The sequence below is a fragment of the Citrobacter sp. Cpo089 genome (assembly GCF_030332695.1).
GTDB lineage: Bacteria > Pseudomonadota > Gammaproteobacteria > Enterobacterales > Enterobacteriaceae > Citrobacter > Citrobacter portucalensis.
This window is the reverse complement of the sequence record NZ_JAOWHJ010000067.1, coordinates 82,816-102,573: the sequence shown is the minus strand read 5'-3', so window position 1 is coordinate 102,573 and position 19,758 is coordinate 82,816. Positions and strand designations below refer to the sequence as shown.

At 48.8% G+C, this 19,758-nt stretch carries 22 protein-coding genes and 1 pseudogene; 12 read left to right on the top strand and 11 right to left on the bottom strand.

What is annotated here, in order from left to right; translation table 11 throughout:
- Window positions 1-7: 7 nt before the first annotated feature.
- Window positions 8-571, bottom strand: a complete 564-nt coding sequence (locus OGX92_RS16270; protein WP_003833252.1) for a MarR family winged helix-turn-helix transcriptional regulator — start codon at window positions 569-571, stop codon at window positions 8-10.
- Between the two features lie 114 nt (window positions 572-685).
- Here OGX92_RS16270 and OGX92_RS16265 point away from each other — a divergent pair, with 114 nt between their 5' ends.
- Together OGX92_RS16265 and OGX92_RS16260 are read left to right on the top strand one after the other, a co-directional pair.
- Window positions 686-916: a glutaredoxin family protein gene (locus OGX92_RS16265; RefSeq protein WP_008784905.1), complete on the top strand. Its 231-nt coding sequence runs from the start codon at window positions 686-688 to the stop codon at window positions 914-916.
- 66 nt (window positions 917-982) lie between these two features.
- Window positions 983-1,267: a Rho-binding antiterminator gene (locus tag OGX92_RS16260; protein WP_003833248.1), complete on the top strand. Its 285-nt coding sequence runs from the start codon at window positions 983-985 to the stop codon at window positions 1,265-1,267.
- Here OGX92_RS16260 and OGX92_RS16255 read toward each other — a convergent pair.
- Window positions 1,264-2,034 (bottom strand): DeoR/GlpR family DNA-binding transcription regulator, encoded by a 771-nt coding sequence (locus OGX92_RS16255; RefSeq protein WP_008784903.1) that lies wholly within the window; start codon window positions 2,032-2,034, stop codon window positions 1,264-1,266. The genes OGX92_RS16260 and OGX92_RS16255 overlap by 4 nt on opposite strands.
- A 121-nt stretch (window positions 2,035-2,155) precedes the next feature.
- On the opposite strand from OGX92_RS16255, the gene OGX92_RS16250 reads away from it, so the two are divergent.
- The 4 genes from OGX92_RS16250 to OGX92_RS16235 all read left to right on the top strand — a co-directional run bounded on the left by OGX92_RS16250 (window position 2,156) and on the right by OGX92_RS16235 (window position 4,877).
- Window positions 2,156-2,539, top strand: coding sequence for a VOC family protein (locus tag OGX92_RS16250; RefSeq protein ID WP_286586825.1), 384 nt, complete (start codon window positions 2,156-2,158; stop codon window positions 2,537-2,539).
- A gap of 172 nt (window positions 2,540-2,711) precedes the next feature.
- Window positions 2,712-3,341: a carboxymuconolactone decarboxylase family protein gene (locus OGX92_RS16245; protein ID WP_063940807.1), complete on the top strand. Its 630-nt coding sequence runs from the start codon at window positions 2,712-2,714 to the stop codon at window positions 3,339-3,341.
- 32 nt (window positions 3,342-3,373) lie between these two features.
- On the top strand, window positions 3,374-3,781 hold the full coding sequence (locus OGX92_RS16240; RefSeq protein ID WP_020996378.1) for a cupin domain-containing protein: 408 nt from the start codon (window positions 3,374-3,376) through the stop codon (window positions 3,779-3,781).
- Window positions 3,782-3,824: 43 nt separating this feature from the next.
- Window positions 3,825-4,877: an NAD(P)-dependent alcohol dehydrogenase gene (locus OGX92_RS16235; RefSeq protein WP_286586823.1), complete on the top strand. Its 1,053-nt coding sequence runs from the start codon at window positions 3,825-3,827 to the stop codon at window positions 4,875-4,877.
- Window positions 4,878-4,915: 38 nt separating this feature from the next.
- On the opposite strand, the gene OGX92_RS16230 is transcribed toward OGX92_RS16235, so the two are convergent.
- On the bottom strand, window positions 4,916-5,947 hold the full coding sequence (locus OGX92_RS16230; protein ID WP_063940805.1) for a mechanosensitive ion channel family protein: 1,032 nt from the start codon (window positions 5,945-5,947) through the stop codon (window positions 4,916-4,918).
- Between the two features lie 244 nt (window positions 5,948-6,191).
- Between OGX92_RS16230 and OGX92_RS16225 the strand changes: the two genes are divergently transcribed.
- The gene (locus OGX92_RS16225) at window positions 6,192-6,452 is read left to right on the top strand and encodes a DUF2534 family protein (RefSeq protein ID WP_003020403.1); all 261 of its coding nucleotides are present in this window, start codon (window positions 6,192-6,194) and stop codon (window positions 6,450-6,452) included.
- Window positions 6,453-6,500: 48 nt separating this feature from the next.
- Here the strand turns inward: OGX92_RS16225 and uspE are convergent, their stop codons facing one another.
- The 3 genes from uspE to ogt form a co-directional block, all read right to left on the bottom strand.
- Window positions 6,501-7,451, bottom strand: a complete 951-nt coding sequence (gene uspE, locus OGX92_RS16220) for a universal stress protein UspE (protein WP_164562747.1) — start codon at window positions 7,449-7,451, stop codon at window positions 6,501-6,503.
- 151 nt (window positions 7,452-7,602) lie between these two features.
- Window positions 7,603-8,355, bottom strand: coding sequence for a fumarate/nitrate reduction transcriptional regulator Fnr (gene fnr, locus OGX92_RS16215; RefSeq protein WP_003020397.1), 753 nt, complete (start codon window positions 8,353-8,355; stop codon window positions 7,603-7,605).
- Between the two features lie 194 nt (window positions 8,356-8,549).
- Window positions 8,550-9,065 carry a methylated-DNA--[protein]-cysteine S-methyltransferase gene (gene ogt, locus OGX92_RS16210; protein WP_003833227.1) on the bottom strand — a complete coding sequence of 172 codons (516 nt, stop codon included), beginning with the start codon at window positions 9,063-9,065 and terminating at the stop codon, window positions 8,550-8,552.
- A gap of 225 nt (window positions 9,066-9,290) precedes the next feature.
- Here ogt and smrA point away from each other — a divergent pair, with 225 nt between their 5' ends.
- On the top strand, window positions 9,291-9,854 hold the full coding sequence (gene smrA, locus OGX92_RS16205; protein ID WP_003833225.1) for a DNA endonuclease SmrA: 564 nt from the start codon (window positions 9,291-9,293) through the stop codon (window positions 9,852-9,854).
- A gap of 12 nt (window positions 9,855-9,866) precedes the next feature.
- Here smrA and OGX92_RS16200 read toward each other — a convergent pair whose 3' ends face one another.
- Together OGX92_RS16200 and OGX92_RS16195 are read right to left on the bottom strand one after the other, a co-directional pair.
- Window positions 9,867-11,099 carry a GGDEF domain-containing protein gene (locus tag OGX92_RS16200; RefSeq protein ID WP_286586821.1) on the bottom strand — a complete coding sequence of 411 codons (1,233 nt, stop codon included), beginning with the start codon at window positions 11,097-11,099 and terminating at the stop codon, window positions 9,867-9,869.
- A 67-nt stretch (window positions 11,100-11,166) separates the two neighbouring features.
- Window positions 11,167-13,281 carry a putative bifunctional diguanylate cyclase/phosphodiesterase gene (locus OGX92_RS16195; RefSeq protein WP_286586882.1) on the bottom strand — a complete coding sequence of 705 codons (2,115 nt, stop codon included), beginning with the start codon at window positions 13,279-13,281 and terminating at the stop codon, window positions 11,167-11,169.
- A 410-nt stretch (window positions 13,282-13,691) separates the two neighbouring features.
- Between OGX92_RS16195 and OGX92_RS16190 the strand changes: the two are divergent.
- The 4 genes and pseudogenes from OGX92_RS16190 to dbpA all read left to right on the top strand — a co-directional run.
- Window positions 13,692-14,720, top strand: a pseudogene (locus tag OGX92_RS16190) (methyl-accepting chemotaxis protein); the annotation flags it as partial.
- 235 nt (window positions 14,721-14,955) lie between these two features.
- Entirely contained in the window at window positions 14,956-15,939 is a 984-nt protein-coding gene (gene zntB / locus OGX92_RS16185) for a zinc transporter ZntB (protein ID WP_003833215.1), read from the top strand.
- Between the two features lie 275 nt (window positions 15,940-16,214).
- Window positions 16,215-16,382, top strand: a complete 168-nt coding sequence (ynaL, locus tag OGX92_RS16180; protein ID WP_003833213.1) for a proline-rich small protein YnaL — start codon at window positions 16,215-16,217, stop codon at window positions 16,380-16,382.
- Window positions 16,383-16,410: 28 nt separating this feature from the next.
- Complete coding sequence (gene dbpA, locus OGX92_RS16175) at window positions 16,411-17,784, top strand: ATP-dependent RNA helicase DbpA (protein ID WP_063940801.1); 1,374 nt, start codon at window positions 16,411-16,413, stop codon at window positions 17,782-17,784.
- Window positions 17,785-17,862: 78 nt separating this feature from the next.
- Here the strand turns inward: dbpA and ttcA are convergent, their stop codons facing one another.
- The 3 genes from ttcA to OGX92_RS16160 all read right to left on the bottom strand — a co-directional run bounded on the left by ttcA (window position 17,863) and on the right by OGX92_RS16160 (window position 19,724).
- Window positions 17,863-18,798, bottom strand: coding sequence for a tRNA 2-thiocytidine(32) synthetase TtcA (gene ttcA, locus OGX92_RS16170; RefSeq protein WP_003833209.1), 936 nt, complete (start codon window positions 18,796-18,798; stop codon window positions 17,863-17,865).
- A 197-nt stretch (window positions 18,799-18,995) separates the two neighbouring features.
- Complete coding sequence (gene uspF / locus OGX92_RS16165) at window positions 18,996-19,430, bottom strand: universal stress protein UspF (protein ID WP_003833207.1); 435 nt, start codon at window positions 19,428-19,430, stop codon at window positions 18,996-18,998.
- 81 nt (window positions 19,431-19,511) lie between these two features.
- Window positions 19,512-19,724 (bottom strand): KTSC domain-containing protein, encoded by a 213-nt coding sequence (locus OGX92_RS16160; protein WP_003833205.1) that lies wholly within the window; start codon window positions 19,722-19,724, stop codon window positions 19,512-19,514.
- Window positions 19,725-19,758 lie beyond the last annotated feature (34 nt).

Here is a 19,758-nt window from a genome sequence, read left to right as displayed (position 1 = left end):
AGCCATTTTATGTTTCCGGCGGCTGATGCTCCCGGCAAATCAGCAATGAATCTTCTTCACTCAATCTCTCTTTCGTCAGATTACAAAATCCCTGACCATCAATTTTTTGGTGGAACCGACAGCTATGGCAAAGACCAAAGCCAGGCACATTGTTGGTCCTCTGGATCCCGCGTAACAGTTCTAACAGCAGCTCTCTGAGCACGATCGCCCGTTCACCCATTGCCGATTCACCCTCCACTAAAAACGTGGGGGGCAGCAGGGCTTCAAGTAAGGTATTGGCCGACTCACTTAAGTGTAGATGGACGCTACGTTTATCACGGTCATCCGGCTTGCGAACAATCAACCCTTTGTTTTCCAAAAGCTTCAGCGATTGTGACACGGTACCTTTGGTGAGACCAAGGTAGTCTGTCACGCCAAGCGGCGTATTGGAATAACGGTTGCAACGGGCCAGATACATTAACGCGCTAAGTTGTACTGGCTGGAGATCCGCCAGTAAAGGGTGCTGGCGAAACCACATCCTTGTCAGGCTGGACAGCCGGTCAAGTACGTCGAAAAGTGACATGTCGGGCATAACAAATCCTCCTCGGCATATAGTATCGATTAAAAACTATATTGACAAAGGATAAAAGCAGCGTAGCATGAATTATAGTGTCGAATCGATACTATAATTCAAAGGAGATGTATCATGACTAAAGCTCGTTTCTATCATGCAGGTTGCCCGGTTTGTGTTTCCGCAGAACAGACACTTCTGCAGCATTTGTCTGCGGATGTTGAAATCGATGTGGTTCATCTGGGAGAGCAACCTGATCGGGTTGCTGAGGCTGAAGTGGCTGGCGTGAAATCTGTTCCGGCGCTGGTGATTGACGGCAATGTGCTGCATATTAATTTCGGCGCTCCCATTGAAGCGTTGAAATAGCTGGAAAGTTCGGGAAGTTGCGTTGGCGATTTCCCGAATATACAAGACGTTGGGGAAGATAGCGTGATGAAAACGACCGAAGAGTATCACCCGATAGATTGCGATCTTCATGATTATCTGGAAATCGCCTGCATGTACCACTATTGGTTGCACATTGAACTAACAGATGGCACATGTTTTGATGCTAAAGCGCTGACGACGTGTACCACAGTGGAAAAAGAAGAATTTCTGGTAGTGGAGCAATCTGAAAATCAGCAAAAAATCCGTCTGGATTATCTGTCAGCGATCACCGCGCTGACGCCAGGAGCGACGTTTAGCACAGTAAATTTTCAGCGAGCCTACCGCGGTTAGACGGTATAAATTCGAATGTCATGTGCCTGGAACGCTGTGGCGTACTCTTTGCTGATGTTGTCCTCTACAACAATCACATCGATATTGCTGCTTTCGGTCACGACATATCGGGCGACGGCTGGGATTTTTTCAGCCGTTAGCGCGACGATGGTTTCATTACATTGTTTTATCACCGCTTTTTTGAACTCACAATCCGCATAATCAAATCCCGTTAAGCCGGATTCAGGCGACATCGCGCAGCCGCCAATAAATCCCTGATCGAATAAAATGTCCTGCACTTGTGCGATGGCGGAAGCTCCCACGCACCCACCTGAAGATCTCTGCACCACGCCACCCAGCATAATGACTTCAAACAGCGGTTTTTTTAGCAAAACGGCGGCAATCTCCGGCGAATTTGTCACCACGGTTAACGCCAGTTCGGCGGGCAGAGCTTCTGCCATTGCCAGATTGGTGCTACCCGTGTCGATAAAAATACAGCTTCCAGATTTGACCAGCCTGGCACATCTCTGCGCGATGTTGCTCTTTTTGGCTACATTAATACTCTTGCGCACGTCGATGTCTTCGGATTCAGGGAGTGTAATGACCGCGCCACCATAAACTTTTTTACACACGCCATCTTTGCTCAATTCATGCAAATCACGACGAATTGTGTGTTCAGAAACGCCTAATCGGTTAGCGAGTTCAGAACAAATGACCCTGCCGTTTTCTTGCAGGATCTGAAAGATAAGCGCCTGACGCTGTTCCGGGAATGCGGCGTAATCGAGCATAGATACTCCAGGTGAAATAAACATCGAGCAATAGAGTGCATGATCGTGCATTATGATTAACGATGTCAACATCCCTTACAGGGGGCCGTACTATTCTGGATACAATGGGAAGAGGTTCGCTATGAAGATTGCGCATATGGCGTTATGGACACAGGATCTCGAGCAGCAAGCTCGCTTCTGGATATCGTTTTTTGACGGCAAGATCAACGAGAAATACCGCAGTAAAACCAATCCTGGGTTTGAATCTTATTTTGTCAAAATTGGCGAGGAAATTGCGATTGAGTTAATGACCAAACCGGGTCTTATCGGGCAGCAACCTGACAATAATCGTTGCGGATGGGTACACCTCGCCATTTCTGTTGGCGGCAATGAAAATGTTGATGTCATTGCAATGCAAGCGCAGGAACAGGGGATATTAGTCTCAGGTCCGCGTACTACTGGCGATGGTTATTACGAAGCGGTGATAAAAGATCCTGACGGCAATTTAATCGAGATTGTGGCGTAAGTCTTCAATCAGCTACCTGCAAATAAAGAGTACCTGCTACTGATTATTGATGAGCACAGCTCATAAGTTTGTCCTTCTTTTCCTCTCTAATCACCGACACGTCGAGTCTCTATAATTTTACTGTTTTCAGCCCCCGGTGGTGCAATGTTGCCACCGTTTTGGAGAGTCGAATATGCAATACCAACTGGATGCCAGACAACAGGCAATCATCCCCATTGTGGCATTCACTGCCACAGGACAGATGGAAAAGCTGGACGTCGCGCTCAACGCCGGACTGGATGCGGGACTCACGCTCAGTGAAGTAAAAGAGATCCTGCTACAGCTCTACGCATACTGCGGTTTCCCTCGCAGCCTGAACGGTCTGTCCTGCTTTATGTCGGTGGTGAAAAGTCGAAGCGAGAAAGGGCTTTCAGACGACGAAGGTAGAACGGCCACGCCGCCACCTGCAGACTGGAACAGTGTTCAGGCTGGGAGCCTAACCCAGACGCAACTGGTTGGACAGCCTGTAAGCGGTCCGCTGTTTGACTTTGCACCCGCTATTGATGTCTGGCTTAAAGCACATCTGTTTGGCGATATTTTTCAGCGAGATGTACTTGACTGGCAGGACCGTGAATGGGCGACCGTTTCGGCGCTGGCCGTTCTGGGCGGCGTTAACAGCCAGTTGAAAAGCCATTTTGCAATATGCCTTAACATCGGGATCCTCCCTGAGCAACTCAGTGAGTTTATTACGATACTCGAACAGCACTGTGGAGCCGGGATTGGGGAAAATGCCCGTACGGTTCTTGATGAATGTCTGGCATGAACTCCGCGGACATTATCCATACTGGAGTGACTATGAACGAACAATTTGATGGTAACAGCGTCTTTCCGCGTGGAGAGAAAAATGAAGCGTATGCGAAGTATTTCACTGGCGACAGCTATCTGACCATGCTCTCCATGGAAGGTGTGGTAATTGGCAATGTCGCATTTGAACCGGGTTGTCGTAACTTCTGGCATGTTCATCATGAGGGCGGACAGATATTGCTGGTGACCGGTGGCAGAGGTTGGTATCAGGAGTGGAATAAACCGGCACGTGAGCTGAAAACCGGTGATGTCGTGCACATTCCGGCGGGAATGAAACACTGGCACGGTGCTGCGCGTGATAGTTGGTTTGCTCATATCGCCGTGGAAATCCCGGCCCCTGGCGCGTCGAACGAATGGCTGGAACCGGTTAGCGATGCTGAGTACAACCTGCTGCCCTGAACTATGCTGGTTCTGGTAACACCTAATCCCTGAGGAGATCTCAATGGTCATGAATGTGAAGGGTTATGCTGCTCTGGCGGTGAAAGAAGATTTAGTCCCCTATAATTTTGTTCGTCGCGATCCGCGTGAAGATGATGTGGTTATCGATATTTTATACAGCGGTGTATGCCACTCGGATATTCACAACGCCTACAACGATTGGGGCGGTGCTAAATATCCGATGGTACCAGGGCATGAGATCATTGGCCGCGTGGTGCATGTTGGTAAGTCGGTAACAAAATTCAAAGTGGGCGATCTCGCAGGGGTCGGCTGCATGGTTGATTCGTGCCAACACTGTAGCGCCTGCGAGCAGGGGCTAGAGCAGTATTGCGAAGAAGGTAACACGCTAACGTATAACGATATCGACCGTCATGACGGTCTGCCCACTTTCGGCGGCTATTCTGACAAAATTGTCGTTACCGAAAAGTTTGTGGTGAAGGTCCCTGAAGGGATCGATTTACGCGGTGCGGCGCCGCTGCTTTGCGCCGGGATCACAACATGGTCGCCTCTGCGCCACTGGCAGGTAGGCGAGGGCAGTAAAGTCGCGGTTGTCGGTCTGGGTGGACTCGGGCATATGGCAATAAAACTTGCAAATGCGCTGGGCGCGGAAGTTACGCTGTTTACACGTTCACTGGGCAAAGAAGCTGATGCCAGACGTTTGGGGGCCAGTCACGTTGTGCTTTCCACTGACAGTGAACAGATGAAAGCGACAGCGAATCAGTTTGATCTGATTATCGATACTGTGCCCTACGTTCATGACCTGAACCCTTATATCCCAACCCTGGCGCTAAGCGGTACGCTGGTGTTGGTTGGTTATCTTGGTGCGTTGGATCCGTTGCTGAATACGGTTCCCCTGATCCTTGGGCGTAGGTCTGTGGCGGGTTCAGTTATCGGCGGTATTGCCGAAACGCAGGAGATGATGGATTTTTGCGGTCAGCATGGTATTACCGCCGATGTCGAGGTGATCGATATTCAGGATATTAATCGTGCCTGGCAGCGGATGTTGAAAAGCGATGTGAAATACCGCTTTGTAATTGATATTACCTCATTGAAATAAGTACAAAAAAGACGCGGATTTCCGCGTCTTTTCTTTTGTTAGTGTGTCGATGGCGATGTTTCAGGATTATCCATATACAGCGTCTGGCTGGGGAACGCAAAGTCGGCGCCGTTTGCCTGGACTATCGTGATAATCTTTAAATAAACGTCTTGCTGTACCGCGAGCCATTCCTTCCAGACGGTGGTTTTCGTGAAGCAATACACCATGATATTCAACGATGAATCGGCAAATTCATTAAAATAGACCAACAGAGTTTGTTTCTGGTCTATTCCTGGATGGCTTTGCAGCATTTCTCTAACCGACTCGACAACGGCACCGACTTTATCGGCATCCTCATATCGTAACCCGATCACCGTTTTAATTCGCCGGTTGGTCATGCGCCCTGGGTTTTCTACGCTGATGGAGGAGAAAATCGAGTTTGGCACATACAGTGGACGATGGTCGAAGGTGTTTATTTTAGTCATTCGCCAGCCAATTTCTGCCACCGTGCCTTCAATATTGCGGTCCGGGGAGCGGATCCAATCGCCTATGCTAAACGGTCTGTCGAAATAGAGCATAATGCCTGAGAAAAAGTTGCTCAGAATATCTTTCCCCGCCATACCCACTGCGATACCACCAATACCGCCAAAGGTTAACAGGCCGGATAAGCTCATACCGAAGTGTTCGCCATACAGTAAAATGATGGCAACCACGATGGTAATCTTGATGATACGCGACAGGATCCTCGCGCTGGTGATATCTCTGCCTTTATTAATCTGCGTCTTTTCAAACTGATTAATCACCAGAAAAAGTTTGATGGTCAGGATCAACGCAATCAACGAGGTGCAGATAAAGTCGACCACGCTGGGGGAGATAAATTTCAGGCTGTAACTTTCGATAACGTTATTAGCAATGCTGCCAAACGTCCCAATGATAATGGCATAAACAAAAAATTGTGCGGCATGAAATATGAATCCTTTGCAGCGACGCTCTCCACGATGATACCAGACGCTCATCAGGACCAGCGCGGCACAGCAGCTAAGAATTACCGTCAAATTAAACGCATTATTCATAAACAGTTCAGCGATCATGATTCTTCCTGGCAACTCCGTGTTAGCTAAATATCATCTGACATCCTAATCCCCAGATATTTTACCCAGTTAAGGAGGTCAGATCATTAATCAAAAGGAGAGATAAATAATGCAATCAGCGCTATTTTCAGCGAAATAACGCTGACGTCAACCCTGTATGCGGTTTATGTAGCAGACAGTCAGTTGATGTCATGGTATTGTTAGCGCAAAGTAACAAGGTTTTCATCTGCAAAAGGACAGTACTATGATCATGGCTAAGCTGAAAACAGCGAAGGGACGGAAGTTTCTGTTGTGCCTGCTTGGAGTGTTTATTATCGCAGCGTCGGTCGTGACGCGAGCGACGATCGGTGGCGTTATTGAACAGTATGACATTCCGCTATCCGACTGGACCGCTTCAATGTACGCCATTCAATCGGCAATGATTTGTGTCTACAGCATGGTGTTTACGATTCTGTTGGCTATCCCGCTTGGTATCTATTTCCTCGGCGGTGAGGAGCAACACTAGGCGTTTAAAATGCCGGATGATATCGCCATCCGGCATTTCATTGTGTGGTTAATCGTCTTCGTCGTCGTCCAGTTCAACTGGTGTCTGATATTCATCCGGCTTGATGACCAGCAGGTCACAGCGTAGATGATCGATAACCTGTTCCGCGGTATTACCAAGAAACGCAGCAGAAATACCGGTACGTCCGACGGTCCCCAATACCACAATACCCGCCTGCAAGTGCTCGGCTAAATCAGGAATGACCTCTTCAGGTAAGCCTTTTTCAACGTGCGTCACTTTCTCATCAATACTGAATTTCTGGCGTAGCGCCTTCATGGCCAGCAGGTGCTGTCCACGAATTGCGTCGTTATAAACGCTGGGATCAAATTCAGGCAGTTCAATCGCGATGTTGATTGGTGTGACAGGGTAGGCGCCTACCAGATGTACTTCGGTATGGTTAACCTGTTCTGCAAGCTGTAGCGTCTCCTTGACCAGTTTTTCATTGAGCGCGTTGTGATAAGCCTCTTCACTGGCGAGGTTTACGGCAACCAGTGCTTTACCCCCTTCAGGCCATGGCTGGTCTTTCACCATCCATACCGGACTTGGACATTTACGCAATAAATGCCAGTCGGTTGGCGTAAATATTACGGCTTCGAGGCGGTCGTGTTGGTGCGCCATCTTGAGGACCAGATCATGCCTGGCACTGATGACTTCCTGGATGATGGCTTCAAAGGGTCGGTTATGCCAGACCACTTTAATCTCCAAAGGGATCCCTGCTTCGATGTAGTATTTCGCTTGTTCACGTATCCATGCAGTTCGCTGGCTGATGACCCCCTGACGCATTGCCGTACGCTCATCAGGCGACAGCAGGGTAGTCATCTCATAGGAAAAGTCATAGATCGGCAAAAAGGCTTTAATTTTGCCACCAATCCGTTGATGCAAATAAACAGCTCGCCGTAATGCTGGTTGATCGTCCTGGTTAGGGTCGATGACGACCAGCATATTTTTATACATAGCCATACAGGGTCTCCTTACAACTGTCATCGCAGTTTGTAACTAAAAGAGTAACCCAATAATGAAGATTGAAACAGGGAATAACCTCCTGCCAGATCAATAAATCGGGAAAATTTAGCGATTTGACAGAAGGATAACTGAGAGGCTTGCGGAAAGATTACGCAACGTTACGCGTGTGGCCGGCAAGAACTGCCAGCGCGTCGCTGTTCTCAATAGTGATATATTTGCCTTTCACCGCCAGCATGCCGCTTTTCTGGAAACGACCCAGCAGGCGGCTGATGGTTTCAACCGTCAGACCGAGGTAGTTACCGATGTCGCCACGGGTCATGGTCAGGCGGAATTCACGAGGCGAGAACCCACGCTGGGCGAAGCGACGAGACAGATTGTAGATAAAGGCCGCCAGGCGCTCTTCAGCGTTTTTCTTCGACAGCAACAGGATCATATCCTGATCGCCTTTGATTTCGCCACTCATCAGACGCATCATCTGCTGACGCAGGTTCGGCATCTTACCGGACAGGTCATCAAGGGTTTCGAAAGGAATTTCGCATACCATTGAGGTTTCCAACGCCTGAGCAAAGCTCGGGTGATGGCCGCTGCCAATGGCGTCAAAACCTACCAGGTCACCCGCCAGATGGAAACCGGTAATTTGCTCATCGCCTTGTTCGGTAATGGTATAGCTTTTTATCGTTCCGGAGCGGATAGCGTAGAGTGATTTAAGCTCATCACCTGCTTTAAAGAGCGTCTGCCCTTTTTGGATAGGCTTTTTGCGCTCGATGATGTTATCGAGCTGGTCAAGCTCATGCTCGTTAAGTGTGAACGGGATGCAAAGCTGGCTGATGCTGCAATCCTGGCAATGGATAGCACAACCGCCAGACTGAATGCGCCGTATAATTCGCTTTTCCGGGATCATAGGTCTGCTCAAGCCGTAATTGATATTTGTCAATTTTAACATCTTTTTGGTGAGCACGTAAGCCTGAGCTACTCCCAATAGAGAATAATTCAGGCATAACTGGAGCGAATGTTTGTATCTGCTTGATTAACCACACTTAATTTGGGGTCGCATTATGCGGAAGTGTGATGAATAAGGCATTAATTGCCTGGAATCTAGAGTAGCAAATAACCTTCGTGGCGCAATAACCACTCTTTTCGTTGTACGCCGCCGGCATATCCGGTCATGGTGCCGTTACGTCCAATGACGCGATGACAGGGAACCACAATGCTTACTGGATTGGAGCCATTAGCTGCGCCGACGGCTCTTGCAGCGCCGGGGCGTCCCAACTGTTCGGCCAACTGACCATAATGCATGACCTGCCCGCAGGGGATAGTGCGTAATGCTTGCCAAACTTCACGCTGGAAAGGTGTCCCAGCGGTTGCCGTTTCCAGCGAGTCAATGATGCTGAGGTTTCCGGCAAAATACTCAGAGAGTTTGTCGCTTAATCCACCTGGATTGTTGGCGGTAATGCGCTGATAACCTTCTGTACGGTAATGAATATCAAGCAATTGTTCCATGCGATCGCTGTGCTGATCCCATTCCACTGCGCGCAGGCGAAATTGCTCATCACAAATAACCCACAGCGGGCCCAGCGGCGTGTCTATGGTGTCTTCCAGTAAGTTAAGCATCCGTTTCTCTCATTACAGCATTCAAGCGAGGCTACACATTATCACGCCTGTGACCGTCGCAGCTATACCCCTAAAAACGGATATCAACTTGCCGTGAGTAGATCGGTTCAGCGCGGTGGATCCGGCTAATTATTGGAAATAACCGTAAACCGTTACCGGTATAGTTGTCGGTATAATAGTGCGCGGTTATGATAATGCTCGTCGCAATATGCTGGAGGATGAAACATGAACCTTGATGATGCATCGCTGTTTCTTGACGCAATGGGGGATGTTCAACCGCTGAAAAACCATGCCGATGTGCACTGGCAGCCCATGCGCAATCTTCGCACTCCGGCGCGTGTCGATACGCTTCAACTGGATAATTTTCTCTCGACGGGATTTCTCGATATTGTTCCGTTGAATGTGCCGCTCGAGTTTCGTCGCGAAGGTTTACAGAACGGCGTGACCGACAAGCTGCGAAACGGAAAATACCCGCAGCAGGCGAGTCTCAATCTTATTCGCCAACCTGTTGAAACATGTCGCCAGATGCTCTTTAGCTTTATTCTGCAGGCGCAGCAGGAAGGGTTGCGTAACGTGTTGGTGATACACGGCAAGGGACGTGACGATAACTCCCATGCCAATATTGTTCGCAGCTACGTGGCGCGCTGGTTGACGGAATTTGACGATGTGCAAGCATACTGCGCCGCACTGCCGCATCACGGCGGCAGCGGGGCATGTTATGTGGCATTGCGTAAAACCGCACAGGCAAAACAAGACAACTGGGAGCGTCACGCTAAACGTAGTCGCTGAACGACGTAAACATCAGGCGGCCAGCACTCTGTTCCTGCCTTCGTTCTTGGCTTTGTACAACGCGTCGTCAACGCGTTTGAATAACTCATCGATGCTTTCATTTGTTTCGTGCCGAGCTACGCCAATGCTGACGGTAAAGCGGGGAAGGCCAGGGAGAGTCACTTTGGCCACCGTCGCCCGTATCACTTCTGCGAGATTGAGGGCAGTGTCCAACGAGGTTCGCGGCAGCAGCAGCACAAATTCTTCACCTCCCCAGCGAAAAATCAGATCGTCCTTTCTCGCACAGGATTCCAGTGTGCGTGCCAGAGCGCAAAGTACCTCATCACCTTTTAAATGACCAAAAAGATCGTTAATGCTTTTAAAGCGATCGGTGTCGATCAACAGCAGGCTGTAATCCTGTGTCAGTGACATCGCGTGGGTCTGTTCCGGCCCGGTTACCTGATAAAAATGTCGGCGGTTAAGCAATCCCGTTAAGGCGTCACGCAGGGCCGCACGCTCAAGCTCCTGTTCCAGCCGCTTTTGCTCGGTAATATCATGAATAATGCACAACATGAGCTTATTACCGTAGATTTCGATTGGACCGGCGTAGGTTTGTACGTGACGGGAGGTGCCGTCTGCCAGTTTATGTACAAAATGCAAAGGCTTATGGCCACCGGGAAGATGGGCGATTTCATGCATCACCGGGAGTATATGACGGCCCAGCGTATTGATTTCCCATGTATGTTTCTGGCACATCGTATCATGGCTATAGCCATAAAAATTTAGCGCGCTGAGATTTGCATCGACGATCAGCCCATCACGGGACGGATCGATAAGCAACATTGGTGCCGAGTTGGTCTGGAAAAAACGCGCGTAAAATCCCTGTTTTTTTCGCTGATAATTCGCTGAACGGCTCGCTTTCAGACCTTGCGAAGTCGGTGTTTCAATGCCTTCGAAAAGAATGACGTCACCTGATTCCGGCAGAGAGCGGATGGACAGGCGACATGCCATTGCGACGGCCTCACCTTCGCGGCAAACCGTAAGGATTTCCACAATGTCGTGATGATTTCTCAAATCGCTGAGATACATGGTTAAATCATTCTGGGCATGAGTTGAAAATATACCCTTGCGGAGTAGAGAAAAGCAGGGGGCCTGCATCAGTTCCCGCGCAACGGTATTTGCGAACACCAGTTCTTCGGTATGCGGCGAAACAATCCACACCGGCAGGGTTAATAAATCCAGTGAATGCAGCTCGGTTGTGCTCATCGATAATCCCGTTATCTTTATCTGCTGTGTTGCCCGTTTAATGGCATCTGTTTTTTATATTACAGTCTCATAATGTTATCGATTGTTGAGGAGATAAAGACTGTACGATTCGCTGCTGCTTAATGTTGCTTTCCGTTGGAATCAATTCATGGATCTGATGCGCAGGCAACGGTTTTGCAAACAAGAAACCTTGCAGCACGCCACATCCCATCTGGGTCAGGAGTATTTCCTGCTCCTGGGTCTCTATTCCTTCAGCCACCACTTGCATATTCATGGAGTGGGCTATGTCAATAATAGTAGACACAATCTTTGTATTTTTGCTGTTCTCGTTGATATCTTTAACAAATACTCTGTCAATTTTTAATTCCCGTGTCGGAAGAGACTTTAACATCAATATATTTGAATAACCGGTACCGAAATCATCAATAGAAACGGTGAGCCCTAAAGCTGAAAATGCATTCAAGACTTCAGCGCTACGTTTTAAATTTTTAAGCGCTGTACTTTCAGTCAGTTCCAGCGTGAGATATGCAGGTGATAGTTGATATTGTGCAAGGGCGCTGCAAACCACATCAACGATATCATGTTGTTCAAACTGGGAAGGGGAAAGATTAACGGCGAGGGTCCATTCCGCATGGCCCTGTAACTTCCATTGATGTAACTGCTGGCATGCCTGCTGGATAACCCATTTCCCGACCGGAATGATAAGACCTGTTTCTTCCAGCGCAGGCAGAAACTCTGCGGGTAACAGCATGCCGCGTTCCGGGTGATGCCAGCGTAATAACGCTTCAAAACCGGTCAGGGAATGATCTCCGGCGGTGTATTTGGGTTGGTACCAAAGCTCAAATTGATCGTGTTCCAGTGCTTGTGACAGTTCCTGTAAAAATGTCGGCGGTGTATCGGCGATAGCTTCCATTTCCGGGCTATAAATAGCCCAACCGTTTCTGCCAGCCTGTTTGACATGATACATCGCCATATCAGCCTTTACTTTTAACTCATGCAATGTGGAACCATGTTCAGGATAAATACTGCTTCCCGCACTTAACGAAACCCGAATGGTGTACCCAAACAGCGTGAAAGGATCGCCAATCGCAGCCGCAATCCGGGTCAGCAGAGCGGTGATAGTCTCTTTATTACAGTCAGGAACCAGAAGAATAAACTCATCTCCCCCCAGCCTCGCCAGCGTCATGGTGTCATCAAGGCAGCTGTAGATTCGCTGCGTACTGGCGATCAGCAACTGATCGCCGATGTGATGTCCCCAGGTATCGTTAACGACTTTGAAGCGATCGAGGTCGATGAATACCAGAGCAAATTGATGCTGATGCAGTTTGGAATGTTGTAGACAGGCCTGCAAGCAGGCATCTATATGTGTGCGATTGGCAAGTCCGGTCAGTGCGTCGAAGTGGACCTGATGCTCAAGCTGGCAGTTAAGTTGATGTAAGTTGTCTGCCAGCCGGGAGGTACGCAGTTGCGAATCCACCATCGACACCACCAGCATGATACCCAAAATAACCAGCGTGACGGCGCAGACCCAGACAGAGAGTTCCAGTGTGCTGAGCCCATTGTGTACAGTGTGTCCAAAATGGGTGAATGTTGCCGCTCCCATCCCGGTGTAATGCATAGAGGCAATCGCCAGCGCCATAATAAGGGCGGCGACAAGCCGATTGAACAGGGCTCGACGGGTATTTTGGCGCAAATGAAACGCCAGCCATAAACCCACACCAGATGCAACGATGGCAATCATCACTGAGAGCAGTATCAGCGAATGACTCCATAGGATGGCAACATGCTCAATGATGGCATACATGCCAACGTAGTGCATGGTGACGACACCTGCGCTTAATATTCCTGTGGCTACGACTAATCGTTTTGTTGAAAGCGTATTACCGGAAATGGCGATATTAATGGCGAGAGTTGCAGAAATGAGCGCAATAAAGAAAGAAAATGCCGTGAGCGAAAAATGGTAATTGATCGGCATACTCATTTTCATGGCCAGCATACCGATAAAATGCATTGACCAAATACCCATCCCTAGCGTAGCCCCGCCAGACAGGCGCCAGAAGGTTGATTCACGTCGATTGGAGATTGCCACTTTGCCCGCACTATCGAGAGCAATAAAAGAGGCAATAAACGCGACAACAAAGGAAATCCCAATCAATACAGGGTCCCACGACACGTTCAACATCATACTACCTATCGAAAAAAAGCCGTGGTAATAAATCTAGCAGGTTTTGTCCAGTTAACATGATAAAACCGGGAATGTTCTTATGTTTTTACACTGGTATTAGAGGAAACAGGAAGATAGTGAAAATAACGAGCCATTACTTATATAAACATTCACCAAATTTATAGTTCTGTGTGTTTTATGCTCTCCATGTGCTTGTCATCACAATAACCTGATGACTGGCGCCATCACAGCCATTTGATGGAATAAAACACTGAACTAACAGGAATACAAGGTGTGATTTCTTGCCTTAAGTAAAAGGATTGCAGGCTCTCATTGAAATTTCAGCTTTCGTCGCAGAGCAATGGCATTCTGCATTGCAGGTGCTATAAAAATAATATCTACATAATTTCTTAGTGCACAGGACTAAAATGTTAAATGATATTAGCGTCAGAACCTTTATTATTTTATTTCTGCTTATTTCGGCAGTCGCTCTAAATATTGTTGAGATAATTTTCTCGGCCACGCCGGAAATTATAATTGGTACAAATGTGGTAAGCCTTATTTCTGTATTTTGCTTATGGTGGTATATGACGAAATACCTGGTCATGCCGATCAATACGGTAAAAAGGAGCATTGAGGAAGTGACGTCTGGGAATCTGGCGATCAGTATTCCAGAGTTTGGTAATAATTGTGCGGGTAGACTAATACCGGGCATCAATAGTTTATCGAGTAATATTTCAACACTCGTTAATGAGATCAGAACATCCTCACAAACGGCGATGGCGCTCTCTGAACAGCTTGCGGAACGCAGCGCCGAGCTTTCAGTGAAAACGGAACAACAATCTGGAGCATTGATGCAGACGGCTGCTAATATGGATGAAATAGCCGTTAATACGCGAAATAATGCTGACAACACGCAAATCGCCAGCGTCCAGGCAACAGTTGCCACGCAATGCGCCATTCAGGGTGGCGAATTAATGGTGCAGGTTGCGACAAATATGCGTTCAATCACCGAATGTGCACAGCAGATGACGGAAATTATTACGCTAATTGATGGTATCGCATTCCAGACAAATATTCTGGCATTGAATGTTGCCGTGGAAGCGGCGAGGGCCGGTGAACATGGCAAAGGTTTTTCCGTGGTGGCCGGTGAGGTCAGAATGCTTGCACACCGTAGCGCGGATGCTGCTAAGAATATTAAGCAGCTGATTGCGCAAACCCATCAAAATGTTCAGCAAGGTGCAGCTATTGTGCGTGAAGCAGAAAAAAATATGCATGATATTGTCGGTGGTGCCGGTCAATTAAACCAACTGATGGGCGAGATATTAACCACTACACAGGAGCAGGAGAAAGGAATTATCAGAATTTCTCATGCACTGGCCGAACTGGAGAATGTAACCCAAAGTAATGCCATTATGGTTGATGAGCTTTCTGATTCCTCGGGTATCCTGAAAAACTAGGTGATTGATCTCCAGTCGCGAACACATAAATTTCGCTTAAGTAACGCTCTTGAGTCAGCGAGATGGCAGCGGGCTTAACCGGGTATTTCGAAGCAAGCGTCGCATTCGTCGGCGCTTTTTGTATTATCAGATATTTTTATGAATCATTTCAGCACAATGGGACAATGAGATATTGCTTAACATATTCTGACAGCTAGACTAACGAAAAAGGCTGAATGTTTGTGGAGGCGCTGTGGAAGCCATTAAGGGAACGGATGTTAATGTGCCGGATGCCGTGTTTGCCTGGCTGCTGGATGGTCGAGGTGGAGTAAAACCGCTGAGCGATAATGATGTAATTGATAGTCAGCATCCCTGCTGGCTACACCTTAATTACACTCATCCTGAAAGTGCCCAATGGTTGGCGACAACACCTCTTCTTCCCAACAATGTGCGTGATGCGCTGGCAGGCGAAAGTACACGCCCACGCGTCAGTAGAGTCGGGGAAGGTACGCTGATTACACTGCGCTGCATTAACGGCAGCACCGACGAGCGTCCTGACCAACTTGTGGCGATGCGCTTATATATGGATGAACGTCTGATTGTCTCAACCCGCCAGCGCAAAGTGCTGGCACTGGATGATGTGGTCAGCGATCTCCAGGAAGGGACAGGACCGGCTGATTGTGGCAGTTGGCTGGTGGATGTTTGTGATGCGCTCACCGACCATGCCAGCGAATTTATCGAACAACTGCACGACAAAATTATCGATCTGGAAGATAACTTGCTCGATCAACAAATTCCCCCACGCGGCTTCCTGGCATTGCTGCGCAAACAGTTGATTGTAATGCGACGTTATATGGCTCCTCAGAGAGATGTTTATGCGCGTCTGGCGAGTGAACGTTTACCCTGGATGACCGACGACCATCGGAGACGGATGCAGGATATCGCTGACAGGCTGGGGAGAGGGCTGGATGAAATAGACGCCTGTATTGCCCGGACCGGTATTATGGCGGATGAAATTGCGCAAGTGATGCAGGAGTCTCTTGCTCGCCGAACGTATACAATGTCATTGATGGCAATGGTTTTTCTTCCCAGCACATTTTTAACTGGGCTTTTCGGCGTCAACCTCGGCGGTATCCCCGGCGGTGGTTGGCAGTTTGGTTTCTCACTCTTTTGTATTCTGTTAGTGGTCCTGATTGGTGGTGTTACTTTATGGTTGCATCGTAGTAAATGGTTGTAAAAACAACGTTTTTTAGTGGCTTTTGCGCATGAAAACGTCCTGATTTTTGAGCGAAGTCAATAAACCATCTACCTATTCGGGGCAATATCTCTCTCGCAGGTGAATGCAACGTCAAGCGATGGGCGTTGCGCTCCATATTGTCTTACTTCCTTTTTTGAATTACTGCATAGCACAATTGATTCGTACGACGCCGACTTAGATTAGTCGGCTTTTTTTTGCCTGCAGGAAATCAGCGTCTACCCTAAAAGAGTCAACCTGAATGACTGGAGGGGTATATGACCTGTCTGATTGCAACGTCGCACACTGATTCGCTACCGACCGATCCGGTTCCCATTCCCGATCCCATACCTCGTCCGCAGCCGATGCCGGATCCGCCGCCGGATGAAGAACCGATTAAATTGTCGCATCACGGGCACAGATCTGCGAGGATACGCGCCTGCTGAATGTGAGTTTTTACCGCGAGATTAAATTGTGACCGCTTTTTCAACCCTGAATGTTTTACCTGCTGCTCAACTCGAGAATCTTAACGAGCTGGGCTATCTTGAAATGACGCCTGTTCAGGCTGCTGCGTTACCGGCAATCCTGGCGGGTAAAGATGTTCGCGTGCAGGCTAAAACCGGCAGTGGCAAAACGGCTGCTTTTGGTCTTGGGCTATTACAGCATATTGATGCCGCGCTGTTTCAGACGCAGTCTCTGGTGCTGTGCCCAACGCGCGAGCTTGCCGACCAGGTGGCGGGTGAACTGCGTCGTTTAGCGCGCTTCCTGCCAAACACCAAGATCTTAACGCTGTGCGGTGGGCAACCTTTTGGCGCACAGCGTGACTCCCTGCAACATGCACCACATATTATTGTTGCCACACCGGGTCGTTTACTTGACCACCTGCAAAAAGGCACCGTTTCTCTGGATGCCCTGAATACGCTGGTTATGGATGAAGCCGACCGCATGCTGGATATGGGCTTTAGCGATGCGATTGATGATGTCATTCGCTTTGCGCCTGCGTCACGTCAGACTTTGCTGTTTTCCGCAACCTGGCCGGAAGCCATTGCCGCTATCAGTGGCCGGGTACAGCAAAATCCATTAACGATTGAAATTGATACGGTCGATGCGTTACCGGCGATTGAACAGCAGTTTTTCGAAACCTCCAGCCACGGAAAAATTCCGCTGCTGCAAAAGCTACTCAGCCAGCATCAACCCGCATCGTGCGTGGTTTTTTGTAACACCAAAAAAGATTGTCAGGCCGTTTGCGATGCACTGAATGCGGCAGGGCAAAGCGCACTGTCATTACATGGCGACCTGGAACAGCGCGATCGCGATCAGACGCTGGTTCGTTTTGCCAACGGTAGCGCGCGCGTGCTGGTCGCAACCGATGTGGCCGCACGTGGCCTGGATATCAAATCACTTGAGCTGGTAGTTAACTTCGAACTGGCGTGGGATCCGGAAGTACATGTCCATCGTATCGGACGTACCGCGCGTGCCGGCAACAGCGGTCTGGCGATTAGCTTCTGTGCGCCGGAAGAAGCGCAGCGTGCCAACATTCTTTCTGAAATGCTGCAACTGAAGCTGAACTGGCTAACTGCACCAGCTAATGGCTCAGTCCTGCCGCTGGAAGCAGAGATGGCGACGTTATGCATTGATGGCGGTAAAAAAGCGAAAATGCGTCCTGGCGATGTTCTGGGGGCTCTGACCGGCGACATTGGCCTGGATGGCGCCGATATCGGCAAAATTGCCGTTCACCCGGCACACGTTTATGTCGCCGTTCGCCAGACTGTAGCGCACAAGGCGTGGAAACAATTGCAAAACGGTAAGATTAAAGGCAAGACTTGCCGGGTTCGGTTATTGAAATAACTGCCCGTTGGGGCGCCTGATGACGCTCCGCTTATCAGGCCTACAGACGCTTATGCACGTTGTAGGCCTGACAGACGCTTACTTCACTTCCACCACGTTCAGGCGTAATTCATCCAGTTGAGCATCATCTTCTTCTGGCTGCCAGCCCGCAGGTTGCAGCGGGATCTCTTCACGATCGAACGCTAAATCACCGCCGTCCACAACCTCTGAACCGTGCTTAATGCCTTTAAAATCGAACAGATTGATATCGCTCAGATGTGAAGGTACAACGTTCTGCATTGCGCTGAACATGGTTTCAATGCGGCCTGGATAGCGTTTGTCCCAGTCACGCAGCATGTCAGCAATGACCTGGCGCTGTAGGTTAGGCTGTGAGCCGCACAGGTTGCACGGAATAATTGGGAAACCTTTCGCCTCGGAGAAACGCTCGATATCTTTCTCACGGCAGTAAGCCAGTGGGCGGATCACGATATGCTTACCGTCATCACTCATCAGCTTCGGTGGCATGCCTTTCATTTTCCCGCCGTAGAACATGTTTAAAAACAGCGTTTGCAGGATGTCGTCGCGATGGTGGCCGAGCGCAATCTTGGTGGCTCCTAATTCGGTTGCCGTACGGTACAGAATGCCGCGACGCAGGCGAGAACAGAGTGAGCAGGTCGTTTTGCCTTCAGGGATTTTATCTTTGACGATCCCGTAAGTGTTTTCTTCGACAATCTTGTACTCAACGCCCAGCTGTTCCAGATACTCCGGCAGAATGTGCTCCGGGAAGCCGGGTTGTTTCTGATCGAGGTTAACCGCAACTAAGGAAAAACTGATCGGGGCGCTTTGCTGCAAATTACGCAGGATCTCCAGCATGGTATAGCTGTCTTTCCCGCCGGAAAGGCACACCATAATGCGATCGCCGTCTTCGATCATATTGAAGTCGGCAATGGCTTCGCCGACGTTACGACGCAGACGTTTTTGCAGTTTGTTCAGGTTGTATTGTTCTTTCTTACTAATATCTTGATTTTGCGACATTTAATAGAGGCTCAATTCATAGTGTGGCATCAGAAGAGTATGCATCACGCCGGATCGTCCGGCAAAAGAAGTCTGATATAAAAACTGTGGCGTGTATGGTACGGATAAGCGGGAAAAATGTCAGCACATTTAGGACAGGAATCAAGGGTAAAAGAGGTAGAAACAAAAAGCCCGCAACGATGTGCGGGCCAGACAGCTTAGCGGACTACCAGTACCGAACACTCCGCATGACGCACCACGGCTGCGGCGTTAGAGCCCAGCAGGTAGGTGGTGATGTCAGGTCGGTGTGAGGCAATAATGACCATATCGGCCGGTAATTTTTTGGCGATCTCAAGAATCTTGTCTTTCGGCGCACCTTCTGCGACATGAACGTGCACTCGGTCCGTTGGGATATTGAACTTCTTGATAATCTCTTCCAGTTGAGATTTCGCTTCGGCTTTCAGATCGTCCATGGCCGGTAACTCTGCCGAGTAGGCCAGTCCCAGGGAAGCGTAATAAGGCAAGGACGGAATGACGGTCAAAAAATGAACCTGCGCATCGTCAATCTTTGCTTCTGCTTCAACATGGGCAATAACGCGTTGAGTTAATTCTGAGTCTGAAATATCGATGGGTACAAGAATCGTTCTGTTCATAAAACCTCCTGTTTAAGTATCCAAGTAAAGCTTACCGCGTAATGGCACTTTATGTACAATGACAACGATCACATTTTGGCATCACTTTATTTTGATTTCAGGAAATTTGCCTTTTATTACCCCATCGTAAAATCGGCCTTTAGAGACCACGATCAGGAAATCACGAAAGATACGGGCAGGGACCTGCTGATATTGCAGCGTAGCCAACTGGTGAAAGCGAATTTCTAGCGTGCAAGAGGATTCGTCATAGCCGACGGATGCAATACGGGATGATTTTACAGGATGATGATTCATTGCAGGTATCCTCTACTACAGGTCTTAATGCAAG